The sequence below is a fragment of the Pedococcus sp. P2_F6 genome (assembly GCF_056403675.1).
Window position 1 is genome coordinate 145,222 of record NZ_JBFUEZ010000003.1, and the last position, 16,921, is coordinate 162,142.

At 71.1% G+C, this 16,921-nt stretch carries 16 protein-coding genes; 5 read left to right on the forward strand and 11 right to left on the reverse strand.

Annotated elements, in window-relative coordinates; genetic code table 11:
• Position 1: 1 nt before the first annotated feature.
• Positions 2-922, reverse strand: coding sequence for a phosphoribosylaminoimidazolesuccinocarboxamide synthase (locus tag AC1DWP_RS08655; protein WP_477614058.1), 921 nt, complete (start codon positions 920-922; stop codon positions 2-4).
• Between the two features lie 148 nt (positions 923-1,070).
• Between AC1DWP_RS08655 and AC1DWP_RS08660 the strand changes: the two genes are divergently transcribed.
• The gene (locus AC1DWP_RS08660) at positions 1,071-2,462 is read left to right on the forward strand and encodes an MFS transporter (protein ID WP_477614059.1); all 1,392 of its coding nucleotides are present in this window, start codon (positions 1,071-1,073) and stop codon (positions 2,460-2,462) included.
• A 10-nt stretch (positions 2,463-2,472) separates the two neighbouring features.
• Here the strand turns inward: AC1DWP_RS08660 and purD are convergent, their stop codons facing one another.
• The gene (gene purD, locus AC1DWP_RS08665; RefSeq protein WP_477614060.1) at positions 2,473-3,756 is read right to left on the reverse strand and encodes a phosphoribosylamine--glycine ligase; all 1,284 of its coding nucleotides are present in this window, start codon (positions 3,754-3,756) and stop codon (positions 2,473-2,475) included.
• Between the two features lie 260 nt (positions 3,757-4,016).
• Between purD and AC1DWP_RS08670 the strand changes: the two genes are divergently transcribed.
• On the forward strand, positions 4,017-5,102 hold the full coding sequence (locus AC1DWP_RS08670) for a helix-turn-helix transcriptional regulator (RefSeq protein ID WP_477614061.1): 1,086 nt from the start codon (positions 4,017-4,019) through the stop codon (positions 5,100-5,102).
• Between the two features lie 122 nt (positions 5,103-5,224).
• Positions 5,225-7,447, forward strand: coding sequence for a HelD family protein (locus tag AC1DWP_RS08675; RefSeq protein ID WP_477614062.1), 2,223 nt, complete (start codon positions 5,225-5,227; stop codon positions 7,445-7,447).
• 69 nt (positions 7,448-7,516) lie between these two features.
• On the opposite strand, the gene AC1DWP_RS08680 is transcribed toward AC1DWP_RS08675, so the two are convergent.
• The 9 genes from AC1DWP_RS08680 to AC1DWP_RS08720 form a co-directional block, all read right to left on the reverse strand.
• Entirely contained in the window at positions 7,517-8,818 is a 1,302-nt protein-coding gene (locus AC1DWP_RS08680) for an adenylosuccinate synthase (RefSeq protein ID WP_477614607.1), read from the reverse strand.
• 96 nt (positions 8,819-8,914) lie between these two features.
• On the reverse strand, positions 8,915-9,766 hold the full coding sequence (locus AC1DWP_RS08685) for a hypothetical protein (protein WP_477614063.1): 852 nt from the start codon (positions 9,764-9,766) through the stop codon (positions 8,915-8,917).
• Between the two features lie 258 nt (positions 9,767-10,024).
• Positions 10,025-10,429, reverse strand: coding sequence for a DUF3151 domain-containing protein (locus AC1DWP_RS08690; protein WP_477614064.1), 405 nt, complete (start codon positions 10,427-10,429; stop codon positions 10,025-10,027).
• Complete coding sequence (gene fbaA, locus AC1DWP_RS08695; protein WP_477614065.1) at positions 10,426-11,454, reverse strand: class II fructose-bisphosphate aldolase; 1,029 nt, start codon at positions 11,452-11,454, stop codon at positions 10,426-10,428. Before fbaA ends, AC1DWP_RS08690 begins: the two co-directional genes overlap by 4 nt.
• Positions 11,455-11,576: 122 nt before the next feature.
• Complete coding sequence (locus tag AC1DWP_RS08700) at positions 11,577-12,863, reverse strand: RNA polymerase sigma factor (protein WP_477614066.1); 1,287 nt, start codon at positions 12,861-12,863, stop codon at positions 11,577-11,579.
• Positions 12,860-13,222, reverse strand: a complete 363-nt coding sequence (locus AC1DWP_RS08705) for a YciI family protein (protein ID WP_477614067.1) — start codon at positions 13,220-13,222, stop codon at positions 12,860-12,862. Before AC1DWP_RS08705 ends, AC1DWP_RS08700 begins: the two co-directional genes overlap by 4 nt.
• Complete coding sequence (locus tag AC1DWP_RS08710) at positions 13,219-13,581, reverse strand: YciI family protein (protein ID WP_477614068.1); 363 nt, start codon at positions 13,579-13,581, stop codon at positions 13,219-13,221. The genes AC1DWP_RS08705 and AC1DWP_RS08710 overlap by 4 nt, the downstream gene beginning before the upstream one ends.
• Positions 13,582-13,588: 7 nt before the next feature.
• Positions 13,589-13,951: a YciI family protein gene (locus AC1DWP_RS08715; RefSeq protein WP_477614069.1), complete on the reverse strand. Its 363-nt coding sequence runs from the start codon at positions 13,949-13,951 to the stop codon at positions 13,589-13,591.
• Positions 13,952-14,005: 54 nt separating this feature from the next.
• The gene (locus AC1DWP_RS08720) at positions 14,006-14,677 is read right to left on the reverse strand and encodes a TrmH family RNA methyltransferase (protein WP_477614070.1); all 672 of its coding nucleotides are present in this window, start codon (positions 14,675-14,677) and stop codon (positions 14,006-14,008) included.
• Between the two features lie 87 nt (positions 14,678-14,764).
• Here AC1DWP_RS08720 and AC1DWP_RS08725 point away from each other — a divergent pair, with 87 nt between their 5' ends.
• On the forward strand, positions 14,765-16,069 hold the full coding sequence (locus AC1DWP_RS08725; RefSeq protein ID WP_477614071.1) for an acyltransferase family protein: 1,305 nt from the start codon (positions 14,765-14,767) through the stop codon (positions 16,067-16,069).
• Between the two features lie 139 nt (positions 16,070-16,208).
• On the forward strand, positions 16,209-16,895 hold the full coding sequence (locus AC1DWP_RS08730; RefSeq protein WP_477614072.1) for a DedA family protein: 687 nt from the start codon (positions 16,209-16,211) through the stop codon (positions 16,893-16,895).
• Positions 16,896-16,921 lie beyond the last annotated feature (26 nt).

The window sequence follows — 16,921 nt, forward strand, 5'->3', positions numbered from 1 at the left end:
CTCAGCCAGCCGTGAAGGTGCGTCCAGTGAGGCGTTCGTAGGCCTCGACGTACTTGGCACGCGTGCGCTCCACGACGTCGTCGGGCAGCCGGGGCGGGGCCTCGCCGGAGGCCTTGTCCCAGCCGCTGGCCGGGGAGATCAGCCACTCGCGGACGAACTCCTTGTCGAACGACGGCTGCGTGTGGCCGGGCTCCCACTGGTCGGCCGGCCAGAACCTCGAGGAGTCCGGCGTCAGCACCTCGTCGGCCAGCACCAGGGCGTCATCCTCGAGGCCGAACTCGACCTTGGTGTCGGCGATGAGGATGCCGCGATCGGCCGCGATCTCGTTGCCCCGCTTGAGGATCGCCACGGTGAGGTCCTTGGCGCGTGCGGCCAGATCGGCGCCCAGCTCGCGTTCCACGGCGGCATACGGCATGGGTTGGTCGTGCTCGCCGACGGGCGCCTTGGTGGACGGGGTGAACACCGGTTCGGGGAGCCGTGACCCGTCGACCAGACCGTCCGGGAGCGCCACGCCGCTCACGTGGCCGTCGGTGACGTACTCGCGCAGGCCACCGCCGGTGAGGTAGGCGCGGGCGACGCACTCGACCGGGAGCATGTTCAGCCGCCTGACCAGGACCGCGCGACCGGCCACCTCGGCCGGGACGTCGGTCGAGACGACGTGGTTGGGCACCACGTCGGCGAGCTGCTCGAACCACCACAGGGACAGCTGGGTCAGCACCGCGCCCTTGTCGGGGATGGGGGTGTCGAGGATGAAGTCGAACGCCGAGAGCCGGTCGCTCGCCACGAGCAGGAGCTGGTCGTCACGCGGCTCGCCCGAGTCGTCCAGCGGGGCGTAGAGGTCGCGGACCTTGCCGGAGTAGACGTGGGCGTAGCCGGGGAGGGCGAGGGGCGCGGGCGTCGAGTCGGGCTGGGAGGACGTCATGGCCGACATCCTCCCAGCCGTAGCCCCGACGTGCTGCCGTCAGGTCGGCACGTGGACCCCAGTTCGACGTCACGTGACAACGGCAGCGCAAGACGTGCCGGATTCCTCGCTTGACTTGAAGTCCACTTCAACTTCCAGACTCTTCGCCATGCCCACTGCGACCCACGACGCCGCCACCAGGACCGCCACGCTGCGGGACCGCGCACACCTCCCGTTCGCCATCGGGGCGGTGGCGCTGGTGACGCTGGGCGCCTTCGAGAACCGCGCCACGATGACCGTGCTGCCCACGGTCGCTCGCGAGCTCGACGGGCTGTGGCTGTTCGGCGCGGCGAGTGCGGCACCCCTGGTGTCGTTCGTCGTCGCCACGGTGGTGGCCGGCGCGTGGGCCGACCACCGTGGGCCGGTGCGGCCGCTGCAGGCAGGCATGGTGGTGTTCGCCGCGTCGCAGGTGGCGATGGCGCTCGCGCCGGGAATGGTGGTCTTCGCTGCGGGCCGGTTCGGTTCCGGGATCGCCGAGGCGCTGATGGACGTCTCGCTGACGGTCCTGATGGCGCGAGCGCTGCCGGAGGAGCTGCGTGCCAAGGTCTTCGCGGCGTTCGCCGCAGCCTGGGTGCTGCCTTCGCTGCTGGGTCCACCGGTCGCCGGACTGCTGACGGAGGCCGTGTCGTGGCGCGCGGTCTTTGCCGTGGGGGTGGCGCTCCTCCCGCCGGCGTGGTTCCTCCTACGACCGTCCATGACGGCCGCCACCCCCCACGAGCACCCCACCGCCTGGACCGCTCGCGAACACCGCGCCGTCCGGGCCGCGGCGTTGGCGGCGGCAGGTCTGGCAGCCCTCACCGCAGGCGGGTCGCTGCTCGGCAGATCCGGACCCGTCGAGCTGCTCGGAGCCGGCCTCGTCCTCATCGGGGTCGCCTCCGCTGCCCCGGCCGTGCGCGCCGTCCTGCCGGCCGGGACGCTCAGGTTCGCCCACGGCATACCGGCGCTCGTCGCCCTCCGCGGGCTCGTGGCGGCCGCGTTCGGCACGGCCGGCAGCCTCCTGCCCCTCATGCTCACGACGATCCACGGCCTCGGCCCCGCGGCGGCGGGCGTCAGCCTCACCGTGACCGGGCTGTGCTGGGCTGCGGGCTCGCAGGTCCACGGGCTCGGCGCGGTCCAGCGTGCGGTCAGCCCGGTCAGACGCCTCCAGATCGGTTTCGGGCTCATCGCCGTCGGTGTCCTGGGCCCGGCCCTCACGAGCCTCGACGCGCTGCCCGTCGTCGCAGGCCTGGCGCTCTGGGGGGTGGCCGGGCTGGGCATGGGCGTGGTCTCACCGACGCTGTCCACGCAGCTGCTGCGCTTCGCCCCGATGCAGGACCAGGGCCGGATCACGGCGGCGTCGAGCCTCACCGCATCCGTGGCCCAGGCGGTCGGACTTGCCGTCGCCGGCGCCCTCATCGCGTGGCAGGCGCCCCACCTGCCCGGCTGGCTCTTCGCGTCGACGATGGTGAGCTGCGCGATGGTCGGCGTCGTCGGCTTCGTGGCGGCGCGCCGGGCCGGGTGATGCGTGAGGTTCAGCCGACGTGCAGCTCGTTGCGCTGGGCCGCGAGCGCGATGTCGGTGCGGTGGTGCGAACCCTCGAGCTCGATGTGGTCCACGGCTTCGTAGACGCGTTCGCGCGCCTGGGTGAGGCTCTCGCCCAGGGCGACCACGGACAGCACCCGTCCCCCCGCTGACACGAGCACCCCGTCCTCGTCGCGGGCCGTGCCCGCATGGAGCACGTATGCCGCGGGCACGTCAGCCGCGTCCTCGACGCCGCTCACGGGGTCGCCGGTCCGCGGGGTGTCCGGGTAGTTCTGGGAGGCGACGACGACCGTGACGGCATGCTGCCGCGACCACGTGAGCGGGGCGATGTCGTCGAGCTGACCGGTGGCCGCAGCCTTCAGCAGTCCACCCAACGGGGTCTGCAGCCGAGCCAGCACGACCTGGGTCTCGGGGTCACCGAACCTGGCGTTGAACTCGATGACCCGTGGGCCACGGGAGGTGATCGCCACCCCGATGTAGAGGACCCCCACGAAGGGAGTGCCCCGGCGAGCCATCTCGTCGACGGTCGGCTGGGCGACGCGGCTGACCAGCTCGTCGACCATCGTGGCCGGCGCCCAGTCGAGCGGCGAGTAGGCGCCCATCCCACCTGTGTTGGGGCCCTGGTCGTCGTCACCGACCCGCTTGAAGTCCTGGGCGGGGGCCAGTGGGACGACGGTGCTGCCGTCGCAGAGGCAGAACAACGAGACCTCGGGACCGTCGAGGAACTCCTCGATGACCACGGTGCCGCCCTCCTTGGCCAGGCAGAGCTGCGCATGGGCCAACGCCTGGTCGCGGTCGTCGGTGACGACGACGCCCTTGCCGGCGGCCAGCCCGTCGTCCTTGACCACGTGCGGTGCGCCCAGTGCGTCGAGGGCGTCGGCGACCTCGTCGAGGGTGCCGCAGACCCGGGCCAGGGCCGTGGGCACGTCCGCTGCCGCCATGACCTCCTTGGCGAAGGACTTGCTGCCCTCTAGGCGTGCGGCCTCAGCGGAGGGTCCGAACACTGCGAAACCCTCGTCGCGCACCGCATCGGCGACCCCGGCCACCAGGGGCGCTTCCGGGCCGATCACCACGAGGTCGACGCCGTGCCTGCGGGCGAGCGCCGCGATGCCCGGCCCGTCCAGCACGCCGCCCGGGAGGGCCTCACACAGGGCGATCGCGTCCATCCCCGGGTTTCCGGGGGCGACGATCACCGCTTCCACCTCCGGGTCGGCGCCCAGGGACTTGACGAGGGCGTGCTCGCGAGCACCGGAGCCGATGACGAGTACCTTCACGGCCCCCAGCGTAGAGAGTCGCCGCGAAAGTCGTCGTCAGCGGTCCGCCGGAGATGAGTGCGCGGCGTCCCGGGGAGGCAGGGGGGACATCTCCCGGGGACGCCGCGCAGCCGACGTGCGGTCGCCTGGCGGGGGAACCTGCAACCATGCACGTGGGTCGACGCTGTCGACTGACTCCAGAGTGGACCATGGTCGGCCCGGAGGTAAAGCCCAGAGGTGGCGGACTTGCGTCATTGACGGAATCTCGCCAGGAGACGAGCATGTGCCCCATGGTCGTCGAGAGCCAGTCAGCGGGGACCGTGGACGGGAGGGGCCAGGCGACCAACCGGCCGAAGGACCCGGCGATCGACGAGCGCGCGCTGGCGAGCAGCCTGGAGCTCGCCGCCGACGACGACGAGGCCGAAGGCGTGATCACCCGGGTCTTCCTGGCCGCACTGCAGCATCCGGACCCGACCAAGGCGCTGCTGGTCGCCCAGGGCATGAAGGCTCCGTTGATCGACCACTCGCTCGAGGTCCTGGCGAGCCGCGGGCTGATCCGCGTCCACCCGGGCGACCGGATCGAGGTCATCCCGCCGGACATCTCCCTGCCTGCCCTTGCCCTCGACTACGAGCGTCGGGCGCGCGAAACCCGTTCTGCCGCACACGAGCTCGCGCAGGTGTTCTTCCAGGCGAGGTCGGCGTCCCGCACACCCGACGTGGGCACAGTGCGGATCCTGAACTCCATGGACGAGATCGCGGCGGTCACCGCGGAAGCCGTGGCCGCCGGCACCCGGCAGATCCGCAGCTTCCGGTCGCTGTCACCGCGCACGCGGGCGATCTTCGCCAGCCCGCTGCACAGCCACGAGGAGCCGACACGGGGCGTGAGCGGCAACCAGCTCGACTACACGACGGTCTACGACACGGAGGTCCTGGAGATCGACGGGGCGCTGGAGATCCTCGAGGCCCGCGAGCGCGGTGGCGAACGGTTCCGCCTGACGTCCTCGGTGCCGTTCTCCGCCGTGATCGTCGACGAGGCCGCGGCGATCGTCGACGTGAGTGCCTTCGACCCCTCGGGCTTCGGGTCGGCCCTCATCCGCGCCCGGTCGATGGTGCTGGCCCTGATCGCCTTGTCCGACCACCTCTGGGACCTCGGCTCGCCACTCGGCCTCGGCGGGATGGCCAACGAACGGCGCGACCAGATGATCCTTGCCCTCCTCGCGGCCGGGGCTCCCGACGCGACGATCGCGCGTCAGGCCGGGGTGTCCCAGCGCACCGTCGAGCGCCGAGTCCGGGCGCTGATGGACCAGCTCGGCGCCGGCACCCGGTTCCAGGCCGGCGTCCAGGCCGCCCGCCGCGGGATGATCTAGCCCTCGCCACCCTGTGAACTGGTGCACGGCGGGGCTCCTCGTGCTCGCTAGACTCGTGCGTTCTCCCCCGGGAGGAAGCACGTCGCACCACACCAAGCCGCACAACCAGAAAGCGTTGCACCGTGACGGGATCGGACCACTCGAGCGCGAAGGCGTCCAGCGCCGAGGTCGCCCGTGAGATCGCCATCGAGCAGGCCCATGTCGACCTCGTCTATGCCGAGCTCCTCAAGGCCCAGGCCCGGGCCGGCCTGGTCGAGGCCGATGGCTTGGCCCGCGGCCGGACCGACCGCACCGGCGACGTCCGCGACGAGGAGCTGACCGGGCTGTTCGAGCGGGATGCCTTGGTCTTCAATGCCGCCCGTCGCCGGTCCACGCTCGACACCCAGTACGAAGGCCTCGTCTTCGGGCGGCTCGACCTCGACCACGCCCTGGCCCACGAGGCCAAGGAGCCGGACCGCGAGATCCGCTACATCGGCCGGCTCGGAGTCCGCGACGACGACTACGAGCCCCTCGTGATCGACTGGCGCGCGCCCGCAGCAGCCGCCTTCTACCGGGCCACTCCCGTCGAACCCATGGATGTCCTGCGCCGTCGGGTCCTGCGGTGCAAGGGCCCGGACGTGGTCGGCGTCGAGGACGACCTCATGGTGACCGATGCCCCCGACGACCTCGTGGTCGTCGGCGACGGCGCGCTCCTCGCAGCCCTCACCCGCAGCCGTGGTGCCCAGATGCGCGACATCGTGGCCACGATCCAGCGCCACCAGGACGAGGCGATCAGGGCCTCGGCGCGCGGCATCACCGAGATCACCGGCGGCCCGGGCACCGGCAAGACGGTCGTCGCCCTGCACCGCGCCGCCTACCTGCTCTACTCCGACCGCCGCCGGTTCGAGGCGGGCGGCATCCTGGTGGTGGGCCCCTCGTCCGCCTACACGGCATACATCGAGCGCGTGCTGCCCTCGCTCGGTGAGGAGTCGGTGACGCTGCGTTCGCTCGGCGACGTCGTCGACGGCATCACGGCGACCCGGCTGGACACGCCAGAGGTGGCCGCCATCAAGGGTTCCCTGCGCATCCGGCGGCTGCTGGCGCGCGCCTCGTCGGACGCACCCCCGGACGCGCCGCAGGCGTTCCGCGCCTTCGTCAACGGCAAGGCGGTCCGGGTCGACGCACCCGCGCTCGACCGGATCCGGGCGCAGGTGCTGCGCAACCACCAGCGCAACCTGTCGGCCAAGGCGGTCCAGAGCGCGCTCGCCGAGGCTGCCTGGGCGAGCGTCCGCGAGGGCGACCGGGCCGAGTTCATGGACCGGTTCGAGGACCACCTGGAGGTGGACGCGTTCCTCGCCGCCTGGTGGCCGCAGGTGGACCCCCGTGACGTGCTGCTGTGGCTCGCCGATCCCGAGCGCGCCCGCCAGCACGGTGCCGGTGTCCTGTCGCCGCACGAGTGCGACCTGTTCGCCGCCTCGATGCGCCACGCGCTGGAGGTCGGCACCTGGTCGGCCGCCGACGCCGCCCTCGTCGACGACCTCTCCGCCCGGCTGGGTCCTGTCCAGGACGGCCCGGCCGAGGAGCGCGGGTTCTACGAGATCGAGGAGTTCGAGGACGTCTCGCAGTTCGGTGTCGCCGAGGTGCGGGCAGGTCTGGACTCCCGCGCCGTCGGCACCAAGTCGTCACGCACCTCCCCGACCGACCCGCGTGAGCTGCTCCTCCAGGGCCGCATCGAGGGCCCCGGCGAGTACGCCCACGTCCTCGTCGACGAGGCTCAGGACCTGTCCCCGATGCAGTGGCGGATGCTCGGTCGCCGCGGCCGCTACTCGTCGTGGACCGTCGTCGGCGACGCTGCGCAGGCGTCGTGGCCCGACGCCGTGGAGGCAGGCCGTGCCCGCGAGGAAGCCTTCGGGTCACAGGAGCGTCGCCTCTTCCACATGGACACCAACTACCGCAACGCCCGCGAGATCTTCGACTACGCGGCGAAGGTGGTCCAGGCCCACGTGCCGGATGCCGACATCCCCCGCGCTGTCCGTGAGACCGGCGTCGACCCAGTCGACACCACCGTCGCCGACGGCGGCTGGGAGGCCGCCGCGACCTCCGCGGTCGAGGCGCTGCTCGACGAGGTGGAGGGCTCGATCGCGGTCATCACCCCGACCAGGTATGCCGCGTCGCTGGCCGGGCTGGGCGCCCTCAGCGACCGGGTCGGCGTCATCGACCCCATGTCGACCAAGGGTCTGGAGTACGACGCGACGGTCATCGTCGACCCCGAGGAGATCGCGGCCGAGTCCCCGGGGGGAGTGCGCGTCCTCTACGTCGCCCTCACCCGCGCCGCGCACCGGATGACGGTGTTGCGCCCCGCCTGACCCACACCTGACCTCGGCGCGGGTCCCGCACAACGTGCCCGGAGGGTTTGGCGGGACGAACCAGTGAGCTCAGGCGCCGAGCAGGGAGTGGCGACTGATGATCTCGTCGCGACCCGGGCCCACGCCGATGGCGGAGACCCGAGCGCCGATGAGCTCCTCGAGCCGCAGGACGTAGGCCTGGGCGTTCGCCGGCAGGTCCTCGAACGTCCGGCACTTTGTCAGGTCCTCCCACCAGCCGGGGAGGTCCTCGTAGATCGGCTTGGCGTGGTGGAAGTCGGTCTGGTTGACCGGCATGTCGTCGTGCCTGACCCCGTCGACGTCGTAGGCCACGCACACCGGGATGGTGTCCAGACCCGTCAGCACGTCCAGCTTGGTGATGACGAAGTCGGTGACCCCGTTGATCCGCGTGGCGTAGCGACCGACCACGGTGTCCACCCATCCGCAGCGGCGCGGGCGGCCGGTGGTCGTGCCGAACTCGGCGCCGGTCTTGCGCAGGAACTCGCCGTTGGCGTCGAACAGCTCGGTCGGGAAGGGGCCCTCACCCACTCGCGTCGAGTAGGCCTTGAGGATCGCGATCACGGTGTTGACCCGAGTCGGCGGGATGCCGGAGCCGGTGCAGGCGCCACCAGCCGTCGCGCTGGACGACGTGACGAAGGGGTAGGTCCCGTGGTCGACGTCGAGCAGGGTCGCCTGCCCGGCCTCCAGCAGCACGGTCTTGCCCTCGTTGAGTGCCTGCTCGAGCACCAGGGAGGTGTCGGCGACCATGGGACGCAACCGCTCGGCATACCCGAGGAGCTCCTCCATCACCTCGTCGACCTCGACCGCACGGCGGTTGTAGATCTTGGCGAGGATCTGGTTCTTGAGGGCCAGCGCCGCCTCGACCTTCTGGCGCAGGATCTTCTCGTCGAACAGGTCCTGCACACGGATGCCGTTGCGCGCCATCTTGTCGGCATAGGTCGGGCCGATGCCGCGGCCGGTCGTGCCGATCTTGCGCGACCCGAGGAAGCGCTCGGTGACCTTGTCGAGCACCCGGTTGTAGGGGGCGATGATGTGCGCGTTCGCGCTGACCAGCAGTCGTGAGGTGTCGACTCCTCGCGCTTCGAGGCCGTCGATCTCCTCGAAGAGCACCGCGAGGTCCACGACGACGCCGTTGCCGATGATCGGGGTGCAGGTCGGGGTGAGGATGCCCGACGGGAGCAGGTGGAGGGCGTACTTCTCTCGCTTGCCGTCCTTCTCGATCACGATGGTGTGGCCTGCGTTGTTGCCACCGTTGAACTTCACGACGTAGTCGACGTCGCTGCCCATCAGGTCGGTGGCCTTGCCCTTGCCCTCGTCGCCCCACTGAGCGCCCACGAGCACGATTGCCGGCATACCGCACCTCTCCATGTCTGCGTCGGTGACGGAGTCGGTCACCGTGGTCATGCAGCAGGCCCCGTGGTGTTCGCACGGGGCCCGTACCGGGAAAGGCTACCGTTCCACGGTCTCGCGAGGGGAGCCGAGTTCACCGCTGGCCGCCGCCTGCCCGAGCTGGAACCTGGTCTGCACGCCGTGTCGAGCCATCAGCGAGGCCACCCGTCGGCGAACGGTCCGCAGGCTGCACCCGAGGTAGCGGGCGATCGACTCGTCCTTCAGACCGAGTCCCAGCAGCTTCACGAGGCGCAGGTCCTCGTCGTCCTGGTCATCGTGGGGCACGACCGGCAGGGCCAGGTCGAACGCGCGGTCGAACAGCTGTGTGAAGGCCGCGATGAGCATCGGGTCACGGACCATGACGTAGTCGCTGTCGGGGTTGCCCCACTCGGACACGGCCACGAGCGAGTGCTGGTCGAAGATGGAGAACTCGCTCGGCGGTGACAGTGACAGCCGCTGCTCCTCGCCTGCCGCTGCGAAGGACTGCACCCAGGCGCGGCCGTCCTCGCCGGCCACGATGTCCATCGGGTAGATCGTCCGCTGGCGGAACCGGCCTTGCGTCAGCAGGTCCTGGTTGAGCCGGTAGTTCTCCTGCACGACCCCGGCCCCCACGTCGACGCTCATCGTGCTGACCCGGGACAAGCCGGTGGTGTTCTGCAGCAGGTAGCGCAGCATCGGAGCCGCCATGTCGGCGGCGAGCGGTTCGACGACGCTGTGCCGCGCGTGCTGGGCGGCCGCGCCGCCCGCCGAGAGCTGGAAGAGGGCGTAGCGGACCTCGGCGAGCTCGGCCCGGCGTGCCTCCAGCTCTCGCTCGCCACGTTCGAGGACGCCGAACAGGCGCTCCATGGGTTCGGTGAGCATCCGTTCCACGTCGCGAGACAAGGCATCGCCGCTGGTCAAGACGCCTCCCACACGGTAGTGACATCCTCTGTCCTTTGGCAGCATAGTGCCACCTCGGGTGCCCCTCGTATGTGCACAATGACCGAGCGCTGCTCGTCAGGCGGCAGGGGACGACATTGACGAGTTGCCACCCGCGGGCCCCGGTCCGCGGCAGGGGGCGACGCCGGGGGACGGGATCTGGGAAATCGGGTCCGGTCCCCCGGCGTCACTGCTTCTCGTGGGTGCGCGAGCCCGCCGTCCTCGCGCCGGCGAGAGGACGGCCCGACCCCCTCAGAGACCGAGCTCGCGCGCCCCCGTCATGGAGGAGTCGCGCAGGAACTGCGCACACCGCAGCTCCTCCTCGGTCTCGCCGATCGCTCCGGCGGCCCTGGACAGGGCGGCCAGCGCGCGAAGGAAACCGCGGTTGGGCTCGTGCTCCCACGGCACAGGACCCTGACCGCGCCAGCCGTTCTTGCGCAGCGAGTCCAGGGCGCGGTGGTAGCCGGTGCGTGCGTAGGCGTAGCCCTCGACGGTGCGACCGTCCGCCAGCGCGTGCTCGGCCAGCGTGGCCCAGGCCAGCGACGAGGTCGGGTATGCCGCGGCCACCTGGTCCGCGGCGACGCCCTCCTCGAGCTTGGCCGCAGCGGGGTCGACGGGCAGCCGGGTCTCGGGGATGCCGAGGAGGTTGTCGCTCATGCGTGGGTGCCGGCCGAGCGCAGGTTCTCGCAGGCCTCGACGACGCGGGCTGCCATGCCGGCCTCGGCCTCCTTGCCCCAGGCGCGCGGGTCGTACTGCTTCTTGTTGCCGACCTCGCCGTCGATCTTGAAGACGCCCGAGTAGTTGCTGAGCATGTAACCGGCGACGGGACGCGTGAAGGCGTACTGGGTGTCGGTGTCGACGTTCATCTTGACGACGCCGTAGTCCACCGCAGCCGCGATCTCCTCAGGCGTCGAGCCGGACCCACCGTGGAAGACGAGGTCGAACGGCTTGGCATCCGCAGCCAGTCCCTTGGCCGAGACGACGGCGTCCTGGGCTGCCTTGAGGATCTCGGGGCGGAGCTTGACGTTGCCCGGCTTGTAGACGCCGTGGACGTTGCCGAAGGTCAGCGCGGTGAGGTAGCGACCCTGCTCGCCCAGGCCCAGCGCCTCGACGGTCGCGAGCGCGTCCTCGGGGGTCGAGTAGAGCTTGTCGTCGATCTTGCCCTCGACGCCGTCCTCCTCGCCGCCGACGACGCCCACCTCGATCTCGAGGATGATGTGGGCCGCCTTGGCGAGGCCCAGCAGCTCGCGGGCGATCTCGAGGTTCTCGTCGAGCGGCACGGCGGAGCCGTCCCACATGTGCGACTGGAACCACGGCGTGCCACCGGCATTCACGCGCTCGGCGGAGGCCGCCAGCAGCGGGCGGACGAAGCCGTCGAGCTTGTCCTTGGGGCAGTGGTCCGTGTGCAGCGCGATGTTGACGTCGTACTTCTTGGCGACCTCGTGGGCGTAGGCCGCGAGCGCGATGGATCCGGTCACCATGTCCTTGACGGTCGGGCCGGAGAGGTACTCGGCGCCACCTGTCGACACCTGGACGATGCCGTCGCTGCCGGCCTCCGCAAAGCCGCGGATCGCCGCGTTCAGCGTCTGCGAGGACGAGATGTTGATCGCGGGGTACGCGAAGGAGCCGGCCTTCGCGCGGTCCAGCATGTCGGCATACACCTCGGGGGTGGCGATGGGCATGGAAGTCTCCTTCGACTCGTGCGTGGGGCGGCCTTGCGTCGTCGCCGATCTTTGCACGACCCGCGCGAAGGCGGACACCCGTGTCTCAGGCTGGTGGGTCGGTCCAGTGCCCCGCCCCTGGCTCAGTCCCCGCTGATGCCCAGGGCCGTCTGCCGCTCACTGAGCAGGGCGCGTTCCGCCTCGTTGCCGCAGCGCTCGAAGGCGACGGCGTATGCCGCGGCCGCACCTTCGCGGTCGCCGGCGCGGGTGAGCAGCTCGGCGCGGACGGCAGGCAGCCGGTGGGTGTGCGCGAGCAGGTCGTCCAGTCCCTCGAGGGCCGCCAGTCCCTCCTGCGGTCCGCGGGCCTCGGCGACGGCGACGGCGCGCGCCAGCCGCGCGCTGGGAGTGGGCGTCAGCGCCAGGAGTTCGTCGTAGAGGGCGACGACCCGATCCCACGGCGTCGCGGAGGCAGTGGGTGCGGTGGCGTGCTCGACCGCGATCCGGGCCTGCACGGCATACCCCGCCGCCTGGAGGGTGATCGGGCCGGTGAGGCTCGGCGACCCGAGCAGCCGCACGGCTTCGTCGACCTCGTCACGGTGCCAGCGCGACCGGTCCTGGTCGGGCAGCAGCACGATCCTCCCCGTCTCGTCGACGCGCGCGTCGCGACGCGAGTGCTGCAGCAGCATCAGGGCGAGGAGGGCCACCAGTACTGGCGTCTCGGGGCGCAGGGCGAGCACGACGCGGACCAGCCGAATCGCCTCACCGGCGAGGCCGGTGCGCACGGCGTCCGGTCCGGAGCCGGGGGCGTAGCCGGCCGTGAACGCCAGGTAGGCAGTCTGGGCCACGGTGTCGAGCCGGTCGGGCAGCGCCTCCGCGGAAGGGAAGGCGAAGGGGATACCTGCCGTGACGATCTTGCGCTTGGCGCGGGTGATGCGGGCCGCCATGGTCGGCTCCGGCACGAGGAACAGGCGGGCGATGTCGGCGGTGCTCACGCCGAGCACCAGGCGCAGCGCGAGGGCGCTCGCCGTGGCGGGGTCGAGCGCGGGGTGGGTGCACATGAGGACCAGCCGCAGGAGGTCGTCCTCGACGAGGTCGCCGGGGTCTGCGCGCACGGGCGATCCCTCCTCGCGTTCGGCCTCGATGATCAGCAGTGGCACCTTGCGGTGCGCCATCGACTCGGCGCGCAGCCGGTCCAGCACGCGGCGCCGGGCCGCCGTGTGGAGCCAGGCCGCCGGGTTGTCGGGTGCGCCGTCGCGGGTCCAGCGCCGCGTCGCGGTCTCGACAGCGTCGGCGAGCGCGTCCTCGACGAGGTCGAGTCGGCGGAAGCGGGCGAGGAGCAGGGACGTGAGCCGTCCCCACTCCTCCCGCACCACGGTGGCCAGCACCTCGGCCGGGTACTCGGCCGACCCGCCGACCTCGTCGGAGCTCACCGGCTCTCGTAGCCCTCCACGCCGACCACGGAACGGATCTCGAGGGTGTAGTCCCGCGGCAGCAGCCGAGCGGCCGCGATGGCGGCGTCGAGGTCGGGCAGCTCGACGTCGTAGTAGCCGCCGATCTGCTCGGCGAGCTCGACGAAGGGTCCGTCGGTGACGACGTCCGAGCCGTCGCCGTCACGCCGGATCGTCGTCGCCAGGTCGGCATCGCTCAACGCCGCGCTGCCGAGTCGCCGTCCGTGCTCGTCGACGAACCGCTCGAAGGCGTGGTGGGCATCGAAGTACTCCTGCCGCACCTCCTCGCCGGCCTCGGCCCAGCGGCCGGGCTCGTAGGCGATGAGGACGACGTACCTCACGACCCGCGGTCCTCGGGCTTGACCACCCGCCGCACCTCGATGCCGTCCCCGACGGCGGCGATGATCTGACAGCACTCCAACAGGTCGTCGAGGTCGTCGGTCTCGATCTGGTAGAAGCCGCCGACCTGCTCCGTCACCTCGGCAAAGGGGCCGTCGGTGACCGGGCCGCCGCCACGCGGGATGCGACGCCCCTCGGAGGTCGCGTGCAGCTCCGCTCCACCAACGATCTTGTGACCACGCCGGCCCAGCTCTTCCCCGAACCGGGTGTACTCGGCATACCCGGCCTGGCGTCGCTCCGGGCTCATGGTGGTCCACCAGCGGTCGGCATCACCGACGATGAGGACGACGTACTCGGTCATGACGACCTCACATGCCCTCGACGAGCTGCCGGATCTCGATCGCGTCGTGGAACGGCGTCGCGAGCAGCCGGCCGCAGACCTTGGCCAGGTCGTCGACGTCCGAGGTCTCGACGACGTAGTAGCCGCCGACCTGTTCGGCGCTCTCGGCGTAGGGGCCGTCGGTCACGGAGACCTCGTCGGTGGCGGACCCGCGGACCACCCGCGCCGCCCCGGCCGGGGTCAGCTGCGCACCGCCGGTCATCTTGTGCCCGCGCTCGGCGAGCAGCTGGACGAACTCCCCGTGGGCGGCCGTGAGGTCGGTGCGCTCCTCGGCGGAGGCCGAGGCGTAGCGGGTCTCGTCGGCCGGCAGCAGGACGATGTACTGGGTCATGGCTGTTCCTCTCATCGGTGGGTGCTTCCATCCTGATGACGGGCGAGCGGAGTGCTAATCGACAGCCTGCCCGAAAATGTTCCGCCGCACCCAGGCATGCATGGCGATCGCTGCCGCAGCGCCGGCGTTGATCGAGCGCGTCGACCCGAACTGCTCGATGTGCAGCACCACCTCACAGGCCGCACGCATCGGCGCCGACAGCCCTGGCCCCTCCTGTCCGAAGACGAGCACGCACTCGCGCGGCAGGTCATAGGTCTCCAGGGGCAGCGAGCCCGGCAGGTTGTCGATCCCGATGAGGGGTATGCCGCGTGGCGGGCCGCCGGCGCCGGTGCCCGCCGTCGCGGCCCAGGTGACGAGGTCCTCCACGGTCGGGTGGTGGTGCTCGTGCTGGTAGCGGTCGGTGACCATCGCTCCCCGGCGGTTCCACCGTCGTTTGCCGACGATGTGGAAAGCCTTGGCGTTGAAGGCGTTCGCCGTCCTGATGACCGACCCGATGTTGAAGTCGTGGCCCCAGTTCTCGACGGCCACGTGGAAGTCGTGGCGGTGGGTGTCGAGGTCAGCGACGATGGCGTCGTGCCGCCAGTAGCGGTAGCCGTCCACGACGTTGCGGCGGTCACCGTCGCGTAGTAGCTCGGCGTCCCAGTGGTCGCCGGCCGGCCAGTCGCCCGACCACGGGCCCACGCCGACCTCGTCGCTCGGGCTCGCCTCGTCCTTCACGCCCGCCACCCTAGGGGGCGGAGTGTGCCACGCCGCTGCCGGCGGATGGGCGCTGCTACTCAGGCGCCGCGCCCCCCGACCCGCCACGCTCGACCCATGGACCCCCGCGCCCTCGCTGCCGCCACCCCCGCTGACCGAAACCGCGTCGTCGACTTCCTGCGCGCCGCCGCGATCCTGACCGTCGTCCTCGGCCACTGGCTGATGGCCGCGGTCATGGTGCGGGACGGAAAGCTCGTGCCGAACGCCGTGCTCAACATCGCACCGTGGAGCCACCCGCTCACCTGGGTCTTCCAGGTGATGCCGCTGTTCTTCATCGTCGGCGGCTACGCGAACGGCCTGTCCTGGCGCTCTGCCCGTCGCCGCGGCGAGACCTACGCCACGTGGTTGCGGGCGCGGCTCCAACGGCTCGCCGCTCCGGTGGTCCCCCTCCTCCTCGTGTGGCTGGCGATCGCCTCCATCGCGTATGCCGCGGGCGTCCCCGGGGCAACGCTGCGCACTGCGTCGCAGGTCGCCCTCGTGCCCACCTGGTTCCTCGCGGCCTACATCGTCGTGGTCGCGGTGGCGCCCCTCCTGCTCGCAGCCTGGGAGCGCCTGGGCTGGTGGAGCGTGGGGGCCGGGCTCACCCTCGGGGGCCTGGTCGACTGGTGGAGCATCGCCGGCGACAACCACTGGGTGGGGTTCGCCAACTACCTCGTCGTCTGGGCCACGGTGCACCAGCTGGGCTTCGCCTGGCTCGACGGCTCGTTGGCCACCACGGGGCGGCGGGCCTCGCTCGCCGCCGTCGGCCTCGTCGGGCTCGTGGCCCTCGTCTGGGCCGGCCCCTACCCCGTCTCGATGATCGGGGTCGAGGGTGCCGTCCTCAACAACTCCTACCCGACCCGCGTCACGCTGGCCTTCCTGGGGATGGTCCAGGCCGGCGTGGTGCTGCTGGCCGAGCGGCGGCTGGCTGTCCTGCTGGAACGCCCGAGGGTGTGGGCCGTTGCCGTCGTGGTCAACCTGCGCATCATGTCGCTCTACCTCTGGCACCTCACGGCCATGGTGCTGGTCATCGGGATGTCCTTGCTGGCAGGGGGTTTCGGGCTCCGGGCGACTCCACTCACCGGGTACTGGTGGACCACCAGGCCGGTGTGGTTCGCCGTCCTCGGCGCTGTGACCTCCGGGCTGGTCCTGCTCTTCGGCCGGTTCGAGAAGCCCATCCGCGACCGTCGCCCCGCGCCCTCCGTGTGGCGCCCGGCGGTCGCGACCGCGGCAGTGTGCGGTGGACTCGGGGTGATGGCGGCGTCCGGGATCGTCTCGCGTGAAGGTGTCCACTGGGTGTGGCCGCTGCTGCCCGTCGCCGCGGTCCTCGGGCTGGGCATCGTGCCCCTGCCGGACCGAAAGCCGGTTGCCCACCCCGACTGACCTTGGAGTCTTTGCAGGATCTGCCGGACCCTGGTCCGGCAGATCCTTCAAACTCGCGCCCGAGGGGTTGCTGTCGGGCTCAGGCTGCTCTCAGGTGAGGATTCGGGCGGTCGCGGGCACGCGGCATACCCTGTAGTCCATGCACTCACTCAGCACCAACTGGATGGACCCCCAGTGGCTCCTGGACCACTTCGGATCCCAGTTCTTCTGGGTGAGCGTGGCGATCGTCTTCATCGAGTGCGGGCTGCTCTTCCCGATCCTGCCCGGTGACTCGCTGCTCTTCGCCATCGGGCTGTTCATCAGCACCGGTGACTTCTCGATGAACCTGGTCGTCGCCCTCGTGGTGCTGAGCGTCGCGGCGTTCGCGGGCAACGTCGTCGGGTACGAGATCGGCCGCGCCGTGGGCCGACCGCTCTATGAGCGCGACGGCCGCATCCTGAAGAAGAAGTACTTCGACGACAGCCACGCCTTCTTCGAGAAGCACGGCGCCAAGGCACTGGTCATCGGCCGGTTCGTGCCCATCGTGCGCACCTTCATCACCGTCGTCGCCGGGGTGAGCCGGATGGAGCGCCGGCACTTCTTCCTGTGGAGCGGGGTCGGCGCAGTCCTGTGGGTCTGGGTCGTGACGCTGCTCGGCTACTTCCTGGGCAACTCGTTCCCCGCGCTCAAGGACCACCTCGAGCTGGCCATCCTGGCGATCGTGGCCGTGTCGTTGGTCCCCATGGTCGTCGAGGTGATCCGGGCTCGCCGCGGCCGGACCGACGCGGAGGAGATCGTCGATGAGACCGGCGAGGCCATCGAGGACCTGCGCGACGACCGCGTCTGACCCACCAGTCCTACCTTTCTCGGGTT

Bases quoted from the DNA above. Each gene is read 5' to 3' on its own strand.
- AC1DWP_RS08655 (WP_477614058.1), bottom strand. From the start codon at position 922: ATGACGTCCTCCCAGCCCGACTCGACGCCCGCGCCCCTCGCCCTCCCC.
- AC1DWP_RS08660 (WP_477614059.1), top strand. From the start codon at position 1,071: ATGCCCACTGCGACCCACGACGCCGCCACCAGGACCGCCACGCTGCGG.
- AC1DWP_RS08670 (WP_477614061.1), top strand. From the start codon at position 4,017: ATGTGCCCCATGGTCGTCGAGAGCCAGTCAGCGGGGACCGTGGACGGG.
- AC1DWP_RS08680 (WP_477614607.1), bottom strand. From the start codon at position 8,818: ATGCCGGCAATCGTGCTCGTGGGCGCTCAGTGGGGCGACGAGGGCAAG.
- AC1DWP_RS08690 (WP_477614064.1), bottom strand. From the start codon at position 10,429: ATGAGCGACAACCTCCTCGGCATCCCCGAGACCCGGCTGCCCGTCGAC.
- fbaA (WP_477614065.1), bottom strand. From the start codon at position 11,454: ATGCCCATCGCCACCCCCGAGGTGTATGCCGACATGCTGGACCGCGCG.
- AC1DWP_RS08710 (WP_477614068.1), bottom strand. From the start codon at position 13,581: ATGACCGAGTACGTCGTCCTCATCGTCGGTGATGCCGACCGCTGGTGG.
- AC1DWP_RS08715 (WP_477614069.1), bottom strand. From the start codon at position 13,951: ATGACCCAGTACATCGTCCTGCTGCCGGCCGACGAGACCCGCTACGCC.
- AC1DWP_RS08725 (WP_477614071.1), top strand. From the start codon at position 14,765: ATGGACCCCCGCGCCCTCGCTGCCGCCACCCCCGCTGACCGAAACCGC.
- AC1DWP_RS08730 (WP_477614072.1), top strand. From the start codon at position 16,209: ATGCACTCACTCAGCACCAACTGGATGGACCCCCAGTGGCTCCTGGAC.